General features: G+C 34.1%; 22 protein-coding genes. 11 read left to right on the plus strand and 11 right to left on the minus strand.

What is annotated here, in order from left to right; genetic code table 11:
* Positions 1-2 precede the first annotated feature (2 nt).
* Together AC6EIY_RS09715 and AC6EIY_RS09720 are read right to left on the minus strand one after the other, a co-directional pair.
* Complete coding sequence (locus tag AC6EIY_RS09715) at positions 3-848, minus strand: MlaD family protein (RefSeq protein ID WP_498506702.1); 846 nt, start codon at positions 846-848, stop codon at positions 3-5.
* A gap of 4 nt (positions 849-852) precedes the next feature.
* Positions 853-1638 carry an ABC transporter ATP-binding protein gene (locus tag AC6EIY_RS09720; RefSeq protein WP_498506703.1) on the minus strand — a complete coding sequence of 262 codons (786 nt, stop codon included), beginning with the start codon at positions 1636-1638 and terminating at the stop codon, positions 853-855.
* A 127-nt stretch (positions 1639-1765) separates the two neighbouring features.
* On the opposite strand from AC6EIY_RS09720, the gene AC6EIY_RS09725 reads away from it, so the two are divergent.
* Positions 1766-3163, plus strand: a complete 1398-nt coding sequence (locus AC6EIY_RS09725; RefSeq protein WP_498506704.1) for a gluconeogenesis factor YvcK family protein — start codon at positions 1766-1768, stop codon at positions 3161-3163.
* A 1-nt stretch (position 3164) separates the two neighbouring features.
* On the opposite strand, the gene AC6EIY_RS09730 is transcribed toward AC6EIY_RS09725, so the two are convergent.
* The 3 genes from AC6EIY_RS09730 to AC6EIY_RS09740 are packed head-to-tail and all read right to left on the minus strand — an operon-like array spanning position 3165 to position 4806.
* Positions 3165-3686: an NAD(P)H-quinone oxidoreductase subunit J gene (locus tag AC6EIY_RS09730; RefSeq protein WP_498506705.1), complete on the minus strand. Its 522-nt coding sequence runs from the start codon at positions 3684-3686 to the stop codon at positions 3165-3167.
* Between the two features lie 17 nt (positions 3687-3703).
* The gene (nuoB, locus tag AC6EIY_RS09735; RefSeq protein WP_498506706.1) at positions 3704-4453 is read right to left on the minus strand and encodes an NADH-quinone oxidoreductase subunit NuoB; all 750 of its coding nucleotides are present in this window, start codon (positions 4451-4453) and stop codon (positions 3704-3706) included.
* A complete protein-coding gene (locus AC6EIY_RS09740) occupies positions 4444-4806 on the minus strand; it encodes an NAD(P)H-quinone oxidoreductase subunit 3 (RefSeq protein WP_011294293.1) in 363 nt (120 codons plus the stop codon). Before AC6EIY_RS09740 ends, nuoB begins: the two co-directional genes overlap by 10 nt.
* A 153-nt stretch (positions 4807-4959) precedes the next feature.
* Here AC6EIY_RS09740 and AC6EIY_RS09745 point away from each other — a divergent pair, with 153 nt between their 5' ends.
* The 5 genes from AC6EIY_RS09745 to AC6EIY_RS09765 all read left to right on the plus strand — a co-directional run bounded on the left by AC6EIY_RS09745 (position 4960) and on the right by AC6EIY_RS09765 (position 7043).
* On the plus strand, positions 4960-5316 hold the full coding sequence (locus AC6EIY_RS09745; RefSeq protein ID WP_498508216.1) for a rubredoxin: 357 nt from the start codon (positions 4960-4962) through the stop codon (positions 5314-5316).
* Positions 5313-6329 (plus strand): photosynthesis system II assembly factor Ycf48, encoded by a 1017-nt coding sequence (locus AC6EIY_RS09750; protein WP_498506707.1) that lies wholly within the window; start codon positions 5313-5315, stop codon positions 6327-6329. Before AC6EIY_RS09745 ends, AC6EIY_RS09750 begins: the two co-directional genes overlap by 4 nt.
* Before the next feature lie 107 nt (positions 6330-6436).
* On the plus strand, positions 6437-6685 hold the full coding sequence (psbE, locus tag AC6EIY_RS09755) for a cytochrome b559 subunit alpha (RefSeq protein WP_011294296.1): 249 nt from the start codon (positions 6437-6439) through the stop codon (positions 6683-6685).
* Between the two features lie 29 nt (positions 6686-6714).
* On the plus strand, positions 6715-6834 hold the full coding sequence (psbL, locus tag AC6EIY_RS09760) for a photosystem II reaction center protein PsbL (protein ID WP_011294297.1): 120 nt from the start codon (positions 6715-6717) through the stop codon (positions 6832-6834).
* A gap of 11 nt (positions 6835-6845) precedes the next feature.
* Positions 6846-7043: a photosystem II reaction center protein J gene (locus AC6EIY_RS09765; protein WP_498462173.1), complete on the plus strand. Its 198-nt coding sequence runs from the start codon at positions 6846-6848 to the stop codon at positions 7041-7043.
* 70 nt (positions 7044-7113) lie between these two features.
* On the opposite strand, the gene mtnP is transcribed toward AC6EIY_RS09765, so the two are convergent.
* On the minus strand, positions 7114-8046 hold the full coding sequence (gene mtnP / locus AC6EIY_RS09770; RefSeq protein ID WP_498506708.1) for an S-methyl-5'-thioadenosine phosphorylase: 933 nt from the start codon (positions 8044-8046) through the stop codon (positions 7114-7116).
* Here mtnP and selD point away from each other — a divergent pair.
* Positions 8032-10212: a selenide, water dikinase SelD gene (gene selD / locus AC6EIY_RS09775; protein ID WP_498506709.1), complete on the plus strand. Its 2181-nt coding sequence runs from the start codon at positions 8032-8034 to the stop codon at positions 10210-10212. The genes mtnP and selD overlap by 15 nt on opposite strands.
* Positions 10213-10227: 15 nt before the next feature.
* Here the strand turns inward: selD and AC6EIY_RS09780 are convergent, their stop codons facing one another.
* The 3 genes from AC6EIY_RS09780 to AC6EIY_RS09790 all read right to left on the minus strand — a co-directional run bounded on the left by AC6EIY_RS09780 (position 10228) and on the right by AC6EIY_RS09790 (position 14259).
* On the minus strand, positions 10228-11484 hold the full coding sequence (locus AC6EIY_RS09780; RefSeq protein WP_498506710.1) for a tRNA nucleotidyltransferase/poly(A) polymerase family protein: 1257 nt from the start codon (positions 11482-11484) through the stop codon (positions 10228-10230).
* 43 nt (positions 11485-11527) lie between these two features.
* The gene (locus AC6EIY_RS09785; RefSeq protein ID WP_498506711.1) at positions 11528-13945 is read right to left on the minus strand and encodes a UvrD-helicase domain-containing protein; all 2418 of its coding nucleotides are present in this window, start codon (positions 13943-13945) and stop codon (positions 11528-11530) included.
* An 89-nt stretch (positions 13946-14034) separates the two neighbouring features.
* Positions 14035-14259, minus strand: a complete 225-nt coding sequence (locus AC6EIY_RS09790) for a DUF8630 family protein (RefSeq protein WP_498506712.1) — start codon at positions 14257-14259, stop codon at positions 14035-14037.
* A gap of 231 nt (positions 14260-14490) precedes the next feature.
* On the opposite strand from AC6EIY_RS09790, the gene cpeB reads away from it, so the two are divergent.
* The 3 genes from cpeB to AC6EIY_RS09805 all read left to right on the plus strand — a co-directional run bounded on the left by cpeB (position 14491) and on the right by AC6EIY_RS09805 (position 16224).
* On the plus strand, positions 14491-15039 hold the full coding sequence (gene cpeB, locus AC6EIY_RS09795) for a phycoerythrin subunit beta (RefSeq protein WP_498506713.1): 549 nt from the start codon (positions 14491-14493) through the stop codon (positions 15037-15039).
* A 61-nt stretch (positions 15040-15100) separates the two neighbouring features.
* Positions 15101-15568: a C-phycoerythrin subunit alpha gene (gene cpeA / locus AC6EIY_RS09800; RefSeq protein ID WP_498506714.1), complete on the plus strand. Its 468-nt coding sequence runs from the start codon at positions 15101-15103 to the stop codon at positions 15566-15568.
* 59 nt (positions 15569-15627) lie between these two features.
* Entirely contained in the window at positions 15628-16224 is a 597-nt protein-coding gene (locus AC6EIY_RS09805) for a glycosyltransferase (RefSeq protein ID WP_498506715.1), read from the plus strand.
* A 25-nt stretch (positions 16225-16249) separates the two neighbouring features.
* Here the strand turns inward: AC6EIY_RS09805 and AC6EIY_RS09810 are convergent, their stop codons facing one another.
* Positions 16250-17101, minus strand: a complete 852-nt coding sequence (locus AC6EIY_RS09810; protein WP_498506716.1) for a HEAT repeat domain-containing protein — start codon at positions 17099-17101, stop codon at positions 16250-16252.
* Between the two features lie 176 nt (positions 17102-17277).
* Between AC6EIY_RS09810 and AC6EIY_RS09815 the strand changes: the two genes are divergently transcribed.
* On the plus strand, positions 17278-18582 hold the full coding sequence (locus AC6EIY_RS09815) for a HEAT repeat domain-containing protein (protein WP_498506717.1): 1305 nt from the start codon (positions 17278-17280) through the stop codon (positions 18580-18582).
* A gap of 33 nt (positions 18583-18615) precedes the next feature.
* Here AC6EIY_RS09815 and AC6EIY_RS09820 read toward each other — a convergent pair whose 3' ends face one another.
* Complete coding sequence (locus AC6EIY_RS09820; RefSeq protein ID WP_498506718.1) at positions 18616-19215, minus strand: chromophore lyase CpcT/CpeT; 600 nt, start codon at positions 19213-19215, stop codon at positions 18616-18618.
* Positions 19216-19229 lie beyond the last annotated feature (14 nt).

The raw sequence follows: 19229 nt of genomic DNA on the forward strand, positions 1-19229 counted from the left end.
TTTTAAGGATATATATCATCAAATAATTTACCCAAACCTATAGTCACTCTTTTTAAAGCATCTAAAAGTTCTTTGTCTCCCATAATATTTCCCATGTCTGAACTCATTTGATCAATTTTCTTTGTTAGTGAAGTAGATGTTGCGGCAAGCTCCTGAATATCTTTAAGGGTCTTCGGATTGTCGAGACTTTCAAGAATATTATTTAAATGAATAGAAGCTTTTGTTAATTCAGAAATGATAGGTTTTGCTCTTAGAAGTTCTGATTTAGATAATAAAACAAGTTCATCAAGGTTGGCTTGGGTTCTATCAAATTGTTGAATAGATTCCGATATTTTATTGACGATTGATTGTCTATCTGCTTCATCAATTATTCCATTTATACCCTCCGTTAAACTAGATATGCTTGTCATTTTTATACCTTTAATCTTGTCTCCAGAACATAAAATTCTTTTATTAGGACAATCTTTTTTGACTGTAATTACTTCTTTTCTATTTAATGACTTGCCCAATGAAACTAATGATAATTGTGCATCTCCGCCAAGCATAGAGCTTGTAACTATTTTAGCTATTACGGGTTTTGGTAAAATCAGATTATCACTGTTTAATTTAATTTTAGTGTCAACAGTATTTGGGGTGAAATTTATCTTTTGAACAGAACCAACAATGATTCCTCGATAAGTAACTGGAGACATCTTGGCAAGACCACTTGCATCTTTAAAGCTCGCAGATATTTCCCATGTTTTAGAGCCTAAACGAAAATCTCTTAACCAAAGCATTGCTCCTGAAAAGATAACCAATCCACCTAATAGTGAAAATCCAACAAGTGCATCTCGTAAACTTCTCCGCATAAATTTAAAAGTCCTCAGGTTGCATTGGTCCTTGAAGATTGCCTGTGCGAAATTGTTTTACATAGGAGTTTTCACTTTGTTTAAATTGATCTATAGATCCGTCCCATTTAAACTTCCCATCGTAAAGCAAGATAACTCTATTAGCCGTTCTCTCAATTGTACTTGAAACGTGACTAACTACGATTGAACAGCCATCAGCAGCATCAGTTGTTTTAATAATTAGATCTTCAATACGAGTACAAGCTATTGGATCTAGACCAGCAGTTGGTTCGTCATATAGTAGAAGTGGAATTGAGCCTTTCCCTTTTTTGGAGTCACTAATTAAGGCACGGGCAAAACTTACTCTTTTTTGCATTCCCCCACTGAGTTGATTGGGAAATTTTTCTGCCACATCATATAAGCCTACTTTCTGTAAACAATTTATGACTTTTTGGTTAATAATCTCTTTGGAAAAAATTTGTTGTTTTTCAAGCAAAAACCCCACGTTTTCTCTAACAGTTAAAGATGCTAACAAAGCTGGGTTTTGGAAAACTAATCTCACATCAGGGGGGGTATTTTGATCTAGCCTTAAATAATTTTGCTCAATGCCGGATATATGAAGGCTTCCGCCGGAAGGTAAGAGTAATCCAGCTAATAAACGAAGTATTGTTGATTTGCCTGAGCCGGATGGACCAACAATTGCAAGCCTCTCACCAGCACTCATGGCAAGATTAACCTTATTGAGAACTTTCTTTGATCCCAGCTCCACACTGAGATTTTTCATCAACATTACTTGAGTGTTTTTTGACACACTCTCTCCTAATGCTTGTTTACGTATCTCATTTTGTATGAGATACGTAAATTGTGAAGCTTAATTAGAGTTTATGTGAATTAATTATTTAGGTCTCTTTGTTGAAATCTTCTCTAACTTAAATCCATTGAAAAAAAGAAGAAAAAGAAATTTTAAAAGATCTACTTTGCGTAAAACTTTTTTCGCTAGTTTGTCTTTTCAACTTTACAAGCGCTTTAAAAGAGCTATTAGATGGCTATTGCCAGGTCTGGTAGTTAAGAGGTGGATGATCACATCTGGTTTTGGCTTGTTAATTGCTTTGATTGGAGCGGCAATATGGGCTGATCTGCGTCCAATTTATTGGGTTGTAGAAATGCTTTTTTGGTTTTTAGGATTCATAACAACTTTCATCCCTAGAAATATTTCTGGACCAATAGTCTTTTTGATAGGGATATTTCTGTTGATTTGGGGACAAGGAAGAAGTTTTGAATCTATCAAGCAGGCTTTAGGTTCCAAGAAAGATACTTTTTTAGTTGATGCATTAAGAGCTAAACAAAAATTAAATAGAGGTCCGAATATTGTTGCTATTGGAGGAGGAACAGGTTTATCTTCATTATTAAAAGGTTTAAAAAGATATAGCAGTCGAATCACAGCAATAGTTACTGTTGCAGATGATGGAGGAAGTAGTGGAGTTCTTAGGAGAGAGCTTGGAGTTCAGCCTCCTGGCGACATTAGAAATTGTTTGGCAGCTTTAGCAACTGAAGAGCCACTAATAACAGGTCTTTTTCAGTATCGTTTCCCTGCTGGGAGTGGACTTAAGGGACATAGTTTTGGAAATCTTTTCCTTTCTGCCTTAACTGCAATAACTGGAAGTTTAGAGACAGCAATTACCGCCTCAAGTAAAGTTCTGGCTGTTCAGGGTCAAGTTGTACCGGCAACTAATGTAGATGTTCAATTGTGGGCTGAACTTGAAAATGGTGACCGAATAGATGGTGAATCGGCTATTGGGAAAGCAGGCGCACCAATAATGAGAATTGGTTGTTATCCAGCTCGACCCCCAGCTTTGCCTAGAGCTTTGGAAGCGATAAGAAATGCTGAAATCATTTTGATAGGCCCAGGAAGTTTGTACACATCTATCCTCCCTAACTTGCTTGTTCCTGAAATAGTCGAAGCGATAGAGAAAAGCAAAGCTCCAAAACTTTATATATGTAATTTAATGACTCAACCAGGTGAAACTGATGGACTTGATGTCTCAGGTCATGTAAGGGCGATGGAAGCTCAATTGGCATCCATTGGAATTACAAGGAAAATATTTAGTTCAATCCTTGCTCAAGATAAATTAGAACCTTCTCCACTGATTGATTACTACAAATCAAAAGGGTCTGAACCAGTCAAATGCAATAAGATCGATCTTGCATCTAGAGGCTATAAGGTTTATCTAGCCTCTCTTCACGCTTCAAAGATTAATCCAACTTTGAGGCATGATCCAAGAAGTCTTGCTTTAGCAATAATGCGATTTTATAGAATATACAAAAAAAGAGAATAAATCAGTACGCATCTTGCATTTCATAAAAATCTGGCTGAACATAGTCTTTTCTTAGGGGCCAACCTTTCCAGTCTTCGGGCATTAAAAGTCTTTTTGGATGAGGGTGGCCTTTGAAATTAACACCATACATATCAAATGTTTCTCTTTCTTGCCAATCGGCCCCTCTGAAAAGACTATACAAACTTGGGACAGTCATATCCCCATCACGATTAAGAAATACTTTTAGCCTTACTTCTCGAGGAGAAATATCTTTTTTAAATTCACTTATTTCTATTAAATTATAGAAACAGACTATGTTTAAACCAGGTCCCTCGTCATATCCACCTTGACATTGGAGGTAATTAAATCCTTCAGTTTTTAATGCTTCAACTGTTGCTAGGAGATTGGTTGGAATGATTTTTATAACTTCAACGCCTAGGTGATCATTGTCGAGAGGAATGTTCTCAAATCCATTCTTGGAAAGCCATTCACTTATGGGGCCAGAGTTTTTTTCTTCAACTACTATTTTTGAATCATTCGTCATGTTTATTTAGGAGGAGTTTAATTACTTGAAAGTTCTTCAGATATTTTTTGAACCTCTTTTAAAGATTGATTAAATTCCTCAGATAGAGAGGGGTTTAACGCAATCAATTGTGTTTTTGCACTGAGGTAGCTCCCGTTTACTTTGGGCTCGCATCTCCTCATCTTATGGGGAATGGTTAAATACCTATGAGTTTGAGTAATTTTCGATCTCTCAGAAATTGATTCGTTTGCAACTTTTTTTCTTAATTTGATGACGGCATCGAATATTGCTTCTGGTCTTGGAGGACACCCAGGAAGATAAAGGTCAACTGGGATTAGCTTATCAACACCTCTAACTGCTGTAGTTGAATCTGCGCTGAACATCCCACCTGTAATAGTACAAGCTCCCATGGCAATTACGTATTTTGGATCTGGCATTTGCTCATAGAGCCTTACAAGAGCTGGTGCCATTTTCATTGTGACAGTGCCGGCAACTATTAGAAGATCAGCTTGCCTAGGAGAACTTCTTGGGACCAATCCAAATCTGTCAAAATCAAATCTGGATCCAATTAGAGCTGCGAATTCGATAAAACAACAAGCGGTGCCATAAAGTAACGGCCATAGACTGCTTAATCTTGCCCAATTGTGAAGATCTTCAAGGCTAGTAAGGATTATGTTTTCGCTCAGGTCGTTAGTTACTGCAGGAGTTCCTACAGGCCCACAGGAAGCTTCTCTAAGATTTCTTACTGCTTCGGAAGAAGGAGATTTATTCAAGGGATTTAACTCCATTCAAGGGCACCTTTTCTCCATGCATATGCTAATGCCACAACCAATATTGTGATAAAAACAAGTGCTTCTATAAATGCTAATAACCCAAGTTTGTGAAATGCAACTGCCCATGGGTAAAGGAACACTGTCTCAACATCGAATATAACGAAAACAAGTGCAAACATGTAGTAACGAATATTAAATTGAATCCATGCACCTCCAATGGGCTCCATGCCTGATTCATATGTAAGTTGTCTCTCTCCAGCTTTGCTTTTTGGCGCTATTAGCTTATTTGTTGTAAGAGCAAGAATGGGAACGGCTCCTGAAATCAGAAGAAATCCTAAGAAATACTCATAACCCTGAAGGGAAAACATGAATGAATTACTGATTTCAATATCATTCTGACAGTCATTTTATGGATTTGTGCCATAGAGTTGTCATATGTGAAAGTGAAAACTGTGAGTCAAGACACAAAAACAAAATCAAATCCTTTTGAAGATCTAAATTCTAATGAAAAACAAGATCAAATTATTTCATTTGAACCAAAAAGCTCAACTAAGGAATTTGATCCAAAATTAAATCGCTTTGAGTGCATGAGCTGCGGTTTTATTTATGACCCCGATGAAGGTATAAAAAAGCTAAATATTGAACCAGGAACGGCATTTCTAGAGATAGATAGAAACAAGTTTAGATGTCCAGTCTGTCGAGTAGGATTTGGTGGATATAAGGATATTGGACCAAAATCAAAGCCTAGTGGATTTGAAGAAAACCTTACTTATGGCTTTGGATTTAATAAACTTCCTTCAGGCCAGAAAAACGTTCTTATTTTTGGAAGCCTGGCTTTAGCCGCTGCCTGTTTTCTCTCTCTTTATTCTTTGAAATGAAACGTCTGTTTTCAAATGTCATCAACTTGACTCTTGTCTTCATAGTTGGAATAGCTCTTAGTAGTTGTACCGTTAGTAATGCTTCAATGGGCTCGTCAAGTCCTTGGTCACTTGTTGATCTCAATACTGAAGCAAACCCATTAGATGTTGACTTTGTAGATGATAAGAATGGTTTTTTAGTTGGTACTAACAGGTTGATTCTTGAGACAAATGATGGAGGAATTACCTGGAAAGAACGAAATTTGGATATTCCAAGCGAAGGTAATTTTCGTCTGATTAGCGTTGATTTTAAGGGCCAAGAAGGATGGATTGCAGGTCAACCAGGTTTGATTCTTCATACAACTGATGGAGGGAAAAATTGGACTCGTCTCAATTTGGGAAATAAGTTGCCAGGAGATCCATATTTGATAACAACAATTGATACTGATTCTGCTGAGTTGGCAACTACAGCTGGAGCAATCTATAAAACAACTGATGCAGGTACAAATTGGGAAGCAATAGTTGTTGATACCTCTGGCTCGGGAGGAGTAAGAGAATTAAGACGCACAAACAGCGGTGGTTATTTAAGTGTTAGTAGCCTTGGTAACTTTTTTTCAGTTCTAAATCCAGGCGAGACAACATGGAGTCCTCATCAAAGAGCAAGTAGTAAGAGAGTTCAAAGTGTTGGTGAGCAGCCAAATGGGGATTTATGGATGCTTTCTAGGGGTGCTGAAATCAGATTTAATGCAAACTCTGATGATGTCGACGCCTGGTCAAAGCCCATCATCCCAATCGTGAACGGTTATAACTATCAAGATCTTGCTTGGGATCCATCTAATTCCATTTGGGCCGCTGGAGGGAGTGGGACTTTATTAGTGAGCAATGATGATGGACAAACTTGGGAAAAAGATCCTGTTGGTGAATTTGTTCCAACAAATTTCATTAGAATTTTGTTTATGGACGATTCTAGTAGTGACAGTCTGAAGGGTTTTGTATTCGGCGAAAGGGGCAATTTATTGCGATGGCAGGGGTGAAATCATTAATTTTTGATGATTTCCGTGACTCTGTGTAACCACCTTGCAACACAGTTCGTTTCTTTTGATTTCGCTTGATAAGATCACTGAGCTGATTAAGTGAGGCTATGGCTGCCGGCTCTACCGGGGAACGCCCGTTTTTTGAGATCATTACAAGTGTCCGCTATTGGATCATCCATGCAGTGGCACTTCCTGCGATCTTCGTAGCAGGATTCCTATTTGTGTCTTCTGGGCTTGCCTACGACGCTTTTGGAACTCCTAGACCAGATACGTATTTTCAGGCTGGAGAAAGCAAAGCTCCTGTTGTTGTTCAGCGCTTTGATTCCAAGGCTGAACTTGACACGCGTCTGAAATAACCAAATTTCATCTGATTGCTTTATTATCCATGCAAGTCAATCCAAATCCAAATAAAGTTCCGGTTGAATTAAACCGAACAAGTCTTTATCTTGGACTCTTACTTGTTTTTGTAATGGGAATTCTTTTTTCCAGTTACTTCTTTAACTAAAACTCTTTATCATGAGCAAATTAAAAGGACCTGATGGACGAGCAGGAGATCGTCTACCAAATGGTACACCTGCAGTCTCCTGGGAAAGAAGGTGGACAGAGGGAGCACTTCCTTTATGGTTAGTAGCTACTGCAGGTGGAACAGCTGTTATTTTTGTTCTTGGTATTTTCTTTTACGGTTCATATACTGGTATAGGTAACGCTGGTTAGTTTTAACTAGAAAAATACCATTTTCGAAAATAACCCAAGAACCAACTGACAATTATTGTCGGTTGGTTTTTTAATTCCAATATTTATCTGTGAATAATTTGATCTTGCCTTTAGTTTTATTTGGTACGTGCTCTTTTGGAGTAACTAACGCATTTTTTAATGCATTATGAGAAGAGCTTGAAGGTCTTAATGATGAGATTCTTTTAGCGGCAGCAGAGATTATTGATTTTGCAAAATTTGCATTTTCCATAAGATTTTCAATGACCATTTCAACGGATACATTTTCGGCATTTTGATTCCAGCAATCATAATCAGTAACCATGGACAGGCTTGAGTAAGCAATTTCTGCCTCTTTTGCCAGCCTAGCTTCTGTATGGTTTGTCATACCTATTATTGAGCATCCCCAGTCTCGATATAAATTTGATTCTGCTCTTGTTGAAAATGCTGGTCCTTCCATAGCAAGATATGTTCCTCCAATGTGCATTTTTTTTTCTTTGGTTAAAAGTTTTTCTATTTCTTGCGAAAGTATTTGAGAAAGAATTTCGCAAAAAGGATTTGCCATGCTTACATGAGCTACAGCTCCATTATTGAAAAAAGTCAATGGTCTTTGATGAGTTCGATCAATAAATTGATCAGGAATAACTATGTCGCAAGGTTTGATATCTTCTTTTAATGATCCCACAGCTGATGCAGATATTAACCATCTAACATTTAATGAGCGCATAGCCCAGATGTTCGCTTTATATGGGATTTCACTTGGATTTAAAGTATGTTTTTCTCCATGGCGAGCCAGAAAAACAATCTCTATTCCAAAAAGATTGCCTATTAGTAACTTATCAGAAGGTTTTCCATAGGGAGTGTCTAAGCTTAATTCGACTATATTTTTTAGATTTTCTATCCTGTATAGTCCGCTTCCGCCAATAATTCCTAATCTTGCTTTTTTGAAATCATAGGCATCTGATTGTGTCCCAGAAATATTCAAAAAATCATGTTCAGTGATCATCTCGTTCTAGCTGGTGGTGGTCATACTCATGCCCTTGTTTTGCGCAGATGGGCAATGAATCCAAAATTGAAGCCTGCTGGAATGATTACTTTAGTCAATAAAGCAAGTACTACAATTTATTCTGGGATGTTTCCAGGTGTCTTAGCAGGTAAATATAAGATTGATGAAATATTAATTGATTTAAGGAACCTTGCTGCAAAAGCAGGAGTTTCATTTGTGATGGCTGAAATTGAGGGGATTGACTCTAAGAAAAAAAAATTACTTTTAGCAGGACGCCCAGAAATTGAATATTCTTTATTGTCTTTTAATATAGGATCAAAAACTAACTTAAAATCTGAATTTCTAACGGAAGGAGATGAAGGTTTAGCTGTTCCAATTAAACCTTTTTCTGAATCTTATAAATTCATTTTAGATCAAGATATCCATAAGGATAATTCTTCAGCAAAACCATTTGTAATTATTGGGAGCGGATTCGCTGGGGTTGAATTAGCTTTTTCTCTAAGAAAAAGATGGCCTACAAGGTCAATTATATTAAAAGTTAAATCACGAAGAGGACTTAGTAAAAATCTATTTAAAAAATTAAAAGATTTAAAGATTGAGATCACAGAAAAGAATCCATCTATTTATTATCCCAAATTAATATGTACAGGTAATAAATCATTTGACTGGATTAAAGATAGTGGTTTGCCTATAGATAAAGATGGGAGGATATTAACAAAAAAAACTCTTCAAGTTTTTAATTATCCAGAGTTATTTGCAGTAGGAGATTGTGGAGTGATTAAGGATCACCCCCGGCCTGCCTCTGGAGTATGGGCAGTACGTTCATCAAAACCACTGGCAAAAAATTTAGAGTCTATGAGTAAAGGTCTAAAACTTAAGGAATGGAAACCTCAAAGAAAAGCGATACAACTTTTAGATACCAATTTTATAAATATGGAATCCAAAGCTTTTATATCCTGGGGTGAATTGATCATTGGTCCTTTTGGTTTCCTATCAAGATTGAAAGAATCAATTGATAAAGAATTTGTCTCTAAGTTTTATCTTATTAAAGATAGAGATTCAGCAATGTTTGCTGATGAAGAGATGATTAAATGTAGAGGATGTGCAGCAAAACTAGCTTTTAATCCATTAATTTCAGCGTTGAAAAAATTAGATTTAATGGAACCTTCAACAGATGACTCTATTGATATAGCAAAACTCTCTTCTAGTCAGACCTTGATACAAAGTGTAGATGGTTTTCCCTCTTTAATTAGTGATCCATGGCTAAATGGGAGGCTTTTAGCTTTTCATTCTTGTTCTGATATTTGGGCATGTGGAGGGGCTGTTATCTCTGCACAATCAGTTGTGAATTTGCCATCCTTACCTAATAATTTGCAAAAAGAATTGTTATATCAAGTATTGGAAGGTATTAATTCTGCTTTAACTATTCAGGGCGCAAAACTGATAGGGGGGCATACATTAGAATCAAGAAAAATGTTGGAAGAGCCTTTCGCTTTAGGAATTGAAAGCTCATTAACTGTAAATGGAATTATTGAGGATAAAAAATATTTTTGGCCTAAGGGTGGAATGAAAAAAGGAGATCACATTCTAATTAGTCGATCTTTAGGCACTGGAATAGTATTTTCTGCATTTATGAATGGTCAAGTAAAGCCTTATGTGATTGATTCTGTTTTACAAGAGATGAATAAAAGTCAGCATGACATTATAAATTATATTAATCAATTAACAAATATAAATCCACACTTAAGAATAATTAATGCATGTACTGACATAACTGGTTTTGGTTTGCTAGGTCATTTATCTGAGATGTTGGAATCTACAAATAAAGATCAATTAAAAATGAATTTAACACCATTGAAAATCATTCTTGAGCTCGATCATATACCGGTTTATGATGGTGTGAAAGAACTTTTAGATAAAGGATTTGAAAGTACTTTATCACCTGCAAACGAAATTTTTTTAAAAAATATTGAAGGAGATAAAAATTTAAGATTTGAGCTCATATCTCAAGAATTTAAATCTGATAAATCGTTTCATATTGCCATGTTAAAAATTTTAATAGACCCACAAACTTGTGGCCCTTTGGTTGTTAGTTGCCCATCTATTTATTCAGAAAAACTTATAAAGCAAGGACCTTGGATTAGGATAGGATTCATTTCTGAATAAATACTTATTAAATCTTTAAGAAATAATTGTTTCATCAATTAATTTCATTCTTTGCCTTTTTATTTCTATTCCTATTTCTGGACCGGGCTTCCAACCTTTAGCTAGTAATTCATCTCCTTTTATTGGAGAATCTATATTTTTCCAGTTATATAGCCAAGATTTTAAATATTCTTTTAGTGGATTCCCTCTGCATATTTCAAGTATGAAAGATGATTCATTAGCATTTATTTCCTCTAGGGTTGTTGTCCACTTCGATGGTGACCAATTTTTATATAATTGATTAACTGTTATGTTTTTTAGATATTTATTTAATCGAGAGGCTCCTTCTATTATTTCTCTTTGTTGTTGATTTAAGTGTAATCTTCTTGCTAAATAGATAGGATCTTTAGATTCATAAACTAATGCTGTTAAGGGTTCTATCTTTGACTTCTTTGCAATGAAAATTTTTTCAATAATTCTCTGATCGTTCTGTAATTTTGAGTCTACTAATTTTAGCCCTTCAAAAGCTTGTAGGTTTTTTAATGCATTCTTCCAATCTTTACTTTCTAGCAGCAGCTCTAGCTCCATTTTCAACCTTATTGATAATGCTGAAGGGGCTAGATCACTATTATCTCCAATATGCCAATTCCATGACCAAAGATTTATTGTATCTTTTATTTGCTTTATGGCTTGATTTGATAGATTAAAATTTAATTTTGCAGAATAGCGAGAAGCTCTAATAATTCTAGTTGGGTCTTCTAGAACACTAGCTTCATGCAAAAAATCCATCTTCTTATTCTCAATTGCATCTGATCCTGAAAATAAATCTATTAGTTTATTATCTTTGAGTTCAATTGCCATTGCATTTATATCAAAATCTCTTCTTATTAGATCTTTTTTGATTGTTGATAATTTGACTTTTGGATTTTCTCCAGGTATGGGATAAGTTTCTTCACGAGCAGATGCTATATCAACTTTTAAGCTATCAATTATTACTTCTGAGGTTTTATAAGTTGTGTTATTGCGAATAACTTTAACTCTTGCTGCTCCAAGAACTTTTTGCAATTCTTTTACATATCTTGATGTTTCCCCTTCAATAATTAAATCTAGATCATTGAAGATTATTTTATAATCTTTATTTTTTGCTTTTGTTATTAAGTCTCTTACAACTCCACCAACTATTGCAATACATTTTATGTCAGCTGAGTTAGCTGCATCTAAAAGAATAGTTAGAATACCACTGGGTAATTCTTTTATCTCTTTTTCAATTATATATTTATCAAATAATTCCATGAGAAATATGATTTTATTTAATAAGCATTTTTAAGATTGAAAATTACTCATCTATTAATTTTAAAGGAGCTAGCCTTGGGTCTAATATTTTTGGTCCCATTCCTGAGAATTTTATAGCGAGTGAAATTTTTTCTCCTGAACCAAAAACATGGGTTATTTTCCCTTCTCCAAATGAAGAATGTTCAACTCTATCATTAACTGTCCATCTCTTCCCTGGTGCGGGACCTGAGTATGTTTTTCTTACTGCATTTTCAGCTTTATTAGGAAAACTTTTTTTATTACTTGGTCGATCAATTCTTGTCAGCCTATCTAGATTTTTTTCTCTTCTCAAGGTAGCTCCACCAGACAATGGAATATCACCTTTTACAAGCTCTTCTGGTATCTCGGAAAGGAAAATAGATGCGATAGCAGGTTCTCTCATTCCACCCCACATTCTTCTCTCAGATGCATGAAAAAGAAATAGTTTTTCTTTCGCTCTTGTAAGTCCTACGTAACAAAGTCGCCTTTCTTCCTCTAGTAAAGATGGATCATCAAGTGATCTATAGCTTGGGAATAAGCCTTGCTCCATTCCCACTAGACAAACAACAGGAAATTCCAAGCCTTTACTGCTGTGAAGAGTCATTAATGTGACTCGATTTTGAGCAGTGTCTTTATTATCTGCATCGCTCGATAAAGCGGCAGTTGATAAAAAACCCTCTAAATTTGCATCTTCACTTTCTTCCTGATACTGCAGAGCGGCATTAACTAATTCTTGAAGATTGCGTCTTCTTTCTTCTGCTTCATCTGTTCCTGTCGCAATTAATTCACTCAAGTAGCCACTTTTTTCTAAAACCAATTGAACTAATTCGGCAGGGCTAGAAGAAAGAAGATGACTTTGTAATTCATTGATAAGCTCACTAAAATTCAAAAGACCTTTGGCAGATCTTCCAGCAAGAGATCTGACAGCTTCGGGGTCATTTACAACTTCCCAAAGAGGAATCTTTAATTGACTAGCAGCATCACTTAATCTTTGAACTGTTGTTTTACCAATCCCTCTTTTAGGAACGTTTAGAACTCTCAGAAGACTGACACTGTCAGATGGATTAATTAAAAGCCTTAAATAAGCTAATAGATCTTTAATTTCTCTGCGATCATAAAAACGTAATCCTCCAACCACAATATATGGAATACTCCAGCGTACTAATGAGTCCTCAATTGCTCTTGATTGAGCATTAGTTCTATAAAGAATAGCCATATCTCCCCAATTCAATTCTGGATTGGAGGCATCTAAAATTCTTAGCCTATGAATAACTGCCTCTGCCTCTGCTATCTCATCGTCACATCTTGTCAATTTAATAGGCTCGCCTTCTCCCCTTGTTGCTCTAAGAACTTTATCTATTCTTTCTTTATTGTTGGAAATTAATGAATTGGCGGCCTCGAGGATGGTAGAAGTAGACCGATAATTTTCTTCAAGTTTTACGAGAGTTGTATTATTTGTATTTTTTAGGTTTTCCTTTCCAAAGTCCTCTTGAAATCCCATCAATATTCGAAAGTCGGCAGCTCTAAAGCTATAAATACTTTGATCTGCATCGCCAACAACAAAAACTGATCGATTATTCCAATCTTTAAAAGAAGATGGATCTTTGCCATTGGTAACCAATTGTTTAATTAATTCGTATTGTGTCCAATTCGTATCTTGATATTCATCGACTAAAACATGTTTGAAACGATTATGCCAATAAGTTCTTATCTTCTCATTTTGCTGTAGTAATTGAACAGGTATTAATAGTAGATCATCAAAATCTAATGCATTATTAGCGGCTAAAGCTTTCCTATAAAGTCTATAAGTTTCAGCAACTAATTTGCCTCTTTGACCCTCTTGAATCTTTAATAAATCATCAGGCAGCAAGCATTGATTTTTGGCGTTACTAATTGCCCAACGGACTCTCTTGGGCTCAAATCTTTTAGGGTCTAATTGTAGGTCTTGTGTAACTATTTCTTTAATCAGACTTTGTGCGTCTGTTTCATCGTATATTGAAAATTGTCTAGTCCATGTCAATCCTTCAGGATCTTTGAATTTGTCAATGTCAAAGCGTAATAACCTTGCAAATAAAGCGTGAAAAGTTCCTATCCATAATTCACGGCTGATTTCACGATATATACGATTACGAATTTGTCTTTGTTCTGCTACTTGTAAAGCAGTCCATGGCTTGCCATGACTGATATTTGCTAATCTTTTTGCTAAAAGTAATTCAAGCCTATCTTTCATTTCTCTTGCAGCTTTATTGGTAAAAGTTACTGCAAGAATAGAGCTTGGATCAACATTATATTCAATAATTAAATGTGCGATACGATGAGTAAGAGCTCTGGTTTTGCCGCTTCCTGCTCCTGCTATAACTAATAATGGCCCATGAACATGATCAACTGCTTGAGACTGAGCCTGATTTAATCCATTTAAAAAATTATTGTTTGATTCTTTCATTTTATAGACTGAAAATAAATTGTTTTGAATTTGGTTTTTGAGATATTAATAGAGACCATTTTTATATAAATTATGTAATTTAAATAAATTTATGAGATCAAGCTAGAAGCTAAATTATCTTTTTGTTTATTTAGCTTGGAAAGTATTATTTTTATTTGATTAAGCTCTGAATGCGAGTCGATGATTGTGTTGATTTTTTTTTGAGGCATTTTTAGTTTATTTGAAATAGTTACCACTTCTTTCTCTAAACGATTTTTGTACTCGGTTAGTGCTTTAATCGATTCTTCTAACTCTTCTTCTGTAGGACTTCGCATTTTTTTATATCAACAATAGCTCAAATTAGTAATATCCCCTGTACATATACGCTTTTTGAGATAACTTCATGGACAATTTTAGCAAAAAATCTTTGATACAGTTAAGAAGCATTGCGTTATAAGGTCTCTTTGAGTGAAATTTGACGGTAAGTCTTAGGTTGAATTAAGTGATGACTTATTTAAGTCCTTACTGGATCGATTTTTTACTTACAGAGGCTAGGTAGTCAAAAGATGCTTGATGCTTTCTCTAGAACAGTTGTAAGTGCTGACGCCAAGGGTGCAGCAATTGGAAGTGAAGATCTTGCAGATTTAAGAAAGTACGTTGCAGAAGCAAATAAAAGAATTGATGCAACCCTTGCGATAACTCAAAACGTTTCTTGCATAGCTGCAGATGCAGTAGCAGGAATGGTTTGTGAAAATACTGGACTTACTCAGCCAGGGGGACATTGTTATCCAACACGTCGAATGGCAGCTTGTTTAAGGGATGGAGAAATTATTTTGAGATATGTTAGCTATGCACTTCTCGCAGGCGATCCTTCTGTTCTTGAAGATAGATGTCTAAATGGTTTAAAAGAAACTTATTTGGCTCTTGGAGTCCCAACGTCTAATGCTATCAGAGCAGTTGAAATAATGAAGATTGCGACAGTTGCAATTATGACTGAGACAAATACAGGACGAAAAATGTTTAAAGGAATTAATTCTGGCTCAGGAGCACAATGTCAAGATATTGCGGCGGAGGCGGCATCCTATTTTGATCTTGTAATAGAGGCTTTAAGTTGACTAGTCAACTTGGATTTAAATTCCTCCCAAAGCACTTCAAACTAATTCTTATTAAGTCATTATGAAATCTGCAGTTACAACCGTTGTTAGCGCAGCTGATGCAGCAGGAAGATTTCCTAGTATGAGTGATTTTGAGTCTGTGAAAGGTTCTTTTGATAGGGCCCAAACTCGTTTAGAGGCTGCAGAAAAACTTGCTTCTTGTATTGATAAGTTTACGAATCTGGCGGTTGATGCTGTATATCAAAATGGTTCATATGAGCAAGCTAATAAAGATAAATGTGTAAGAGATATTCATCATTATTTGCGTCTTATTAATTATTGCTTGGTAACTGGTGGTACTGGTCCTTTAGATGAATGGGGAATATCAGGCATGAGAGAAATTATTCGTATCCAGCTATTACCAACTGCAGCATACGTAGAAGCATTTATTTTTATCCGAGATGAAATTAAAATCAATGATGTTATGAGTCAGCAGGCCGAAACAGAATTTAAAGGATTATTGGATTATTTGATAAACGCACTTGCGTAAAAAAATTAGGTTAATCAACATATTTTTTATAGATTTTAACTAATGGTTTAAAATTAGGTATGGTTAATTATTTAGATTTAAATAAATATATTGAACTTTATCAAGATTTCTTGCATCCAAATCCAAATATTAATTCCCAAGCATTTTTGATCTTAAAAAAAGAATTTGAAGTTAAATTTATAAATAATCTCCTAGCTAATCTGAAGGAAGAAGATGTATTTATAAGAAGAAAATCAATATTAGCTTTGGGATGCTTTGGAGAAAAAATATTAAAGTCGATCAATTCATTATATATAGATACTAAAAATCCAACGGTTAAAGTTAGTTGCCTGAAAACGATGATAAAGGTTGTAGTTAATTTTAATTTAGAAGAATTATCTCCCGAAGAAATGTTAGTAGTTGAATTAGCACTTAAAGATGACAAACCTGAAATAATATTGACTGTTATTTCTCTTTTGAGGCAATTAGGTAAAACTGGTAGAAATATTTTGATTAAAACTTGTAGAGATAAAGACTTATTAAGAGCCAAAGCTTCTATTAGTGCTCTTTTAGAAATGAAAGATCAGACTGTTGATGATTTATTTGATGAATTATTAAGTGATAAAACTATTGATCCAATGATAAAAGACGAGATTTTAAGAGATAAAATAATTTAATATCCTAGATTATCTCTTGGTTTTTTTAGGCATCGATTTTTTTTATAGCTAATTTAATTATTGATCTAACATTTTTATCTTGTTCAAGCTTAAGAAGTTCTTTGAGTGGGTTTATGGCTTCATTAATATTAAGTTGCATCATAGTCAATATTGAAGCTTTCCGTATATCTGGACTGTTATTTTTTAATTTTGATATTAATGTAGGAATTAAAGTTTCTATTCTATATAGTTTACCAACTAATTTAATAGCTTCAATCTGAACATTTTCAGCATTATCACTAATAGCAGTTTCTACCAACTTGATTGCTTCTTGATCTTGCGACTGTCTAATATGCTCTTCAAGTGCTGAAATTGCAGCTGATTTAACCTTAGTATTTTTTGATTTGGCTGCTTTTTTTATTGCATTTGGTGCTTTCGCTCCAATAAATTCTAAACACCATGCTGCAAGACCATATTGAATTTCTGTATGTTCTTGACTCTCTAAGACAATGATTAGATGATGTACAGCGGCCTCGCCAAAAATTGCAATGGCACCAGCTGCTGAAAATTGCACTACAGAATCTGAATCATTGGTAAGTGCTTTTATTAAATGAGGTAAAGCTGTTGGATCTTCAACTAACTTTAAAGTCTTTGCTGCTGCTCTTCTCTGAATAACATTTTCACTATTCAGAAGAGCATTAATCAACTCAGGTAAAGCTGATGAACCAATTTGAGCTAATGCTTGTGCGTTACTTCTTCTAACTAAACCATTTTCATCACCAAGCCCATTTATTAACACGTTGATTTCGTTTTTATTTGATTTTTTCTTAATATTTATGTTGTGCTTGCCTCCTTTATGCTCTACTTTTTCTTCTTCATTTTTCGTTTTACTTTTCATGTGATTATCCATCTTTTTTATCAAATTCAAACCACATTATATAATGAGATTAATGAGTATCATTTAATCTCATTACTTGTATTTTTATGAATAATATCGTACTATTTTAGCATAAATTTTATGCTAAAATAGTAATTTAAGACGATTTACTAAATACAGATTTCTGAATATTCAAAGTGCAATCCAATCCATTTAATAATCTACCCAAAATCAATAAAAGAGATGCTATCAATATTCTTAGTAGACCAATTTCAGAAGTTAAAATCTTAGCAGATTATTATAAGGCAGTTTTCCACTTAACCAATTACCCATGTGAAGAATCAGAAATTGTACTTCTTGATTTTATTAAATATGACCATGAGGAACTTGAATATAAGATAGCAAAAAGAAAAGCAATAGAGGTACTTGCTGTATTTGGCAGTAAAAAAGCGATACCAGTCATTGCAAGTTTTCTAAATAATGATGATGATTACCTAGTTGAGAGTGCTGTTTGGTCATTAGGTAAACTTAAATGTAATGATATTCATATCATTAAAAAGATTTGTTCAATACTATATAAACAATTTAATAATAAAAGAGTAGTAATCCAAACATTAACTAGTTTAGGAGTTAGACAAGAAATTGCTAAGATTAGATCATTATCAATTGAAAAGCAGTCTTCGAATGGAATTAAAGGAGCTTCTATCGCGGCATTGATTAAACTTGCTGGTGAGGATGATAAACTTGATGTTCTAAAGGATTTCTTGAGACTATCTAATCAAAATGATAGACATTGTGCAGTTCAGGATATTATAAATGCTGGTCATTTATCTGTTTTACCTTATTTAGTTAATGCTCCAATTTCTCCATCATTTAAATTAAAGGCAATAGATTCTCTTTGGATTAATGAAATAGTATATTGGAAAGATATAAACTTGATTCAATCTCTTGACTCAGTCATTATTGATAATCCAGAAGATATAAATACTTTAGAGATTGATGATTTTGAAAAAAATCTAATTTTTTTGATAGAGCAACTTTTTCATACAGACTTTAATAGATGTTATCAATCAATGAAAGAATTAGGTAAATTTCCTTCAGACGAAGTTTTGTATTATCTAAATAATAATTGGGATAGAGCTAAGTCAGATTATGGAGCAATCTATTTCTTTATAAATGCATACAAACTACTATTAGATAAGAAATTATATGATAAGAGGATTTTAGAAAAAGTTGAATTTTTATTATCAGATAGATGGCCTAATTATATGAAGTTTAAATCTTCAGCCATTGAAGTTTTGGGATGTATAAATGAGAATAAATTCTATAATAATATAGATGAATATGCAGATGAGAGTCGTACTCCATATTGGAAGAATAGATATGCAGCGTTGCTTGTCTTGCAAAATAAGCAAATTAATATTAAAAAGAGATTGGTTAAATTATTTTTGAGTGATAATCATCGATTCGTCAGGTTAAAGGCTAAAGAAATTATGTCTTAGTTAATTTCTTTAGGGAAATATGATGATTAAGATTTAACTCCAATTCTTATCAATAAAATGATCAAAATTGGCAATTTTTTTAAATATTAATGGGCCAAAATTTGAACCCCAAATTTTCTTATTAGTCTCTATTTCGTATCCAGAATCTTCAGAAATAAGAGAGTTTTTATTTAATATAATATTACTTTTTACATAAGTTATTCCTTTTTCGTGTTGTATATGGCAACTCCTACCAGGTTCTATATTTCCTTCATAATTACCGGGTTTAGTTTCTCTAAAATGCATAGAACATCCAGGCTTTGTATATAATTTATACTTAGATATTTTTTCTAAAATAGACATATCTAGTGCACCTCCAGCCAATCTTTCTTTATCTTCAATTTTATGATTACTTAAAATAAAAACTTCTTTTTCTTGGGATAATTTATTTATACACTGTCTATATGGATTCCATATATCATGTTGATACCTTTGCTCTGAATAAAACGAAAAACATTTATAAGTTTTTAAAAATAATGGTCGAAAATGTATTTGAATATGTGCAAAATTTCTTGGATTCGCTAAAGCTTGTTCCTTATTACTAAATATACCTGAAATTATTTTTGCAAATTCTAATATATGTTTGTTTTTCATCTTGTAGTATATAG

This window comes from Prochlorococcus sp. MIT2304, from assembly GCF_059772405.1.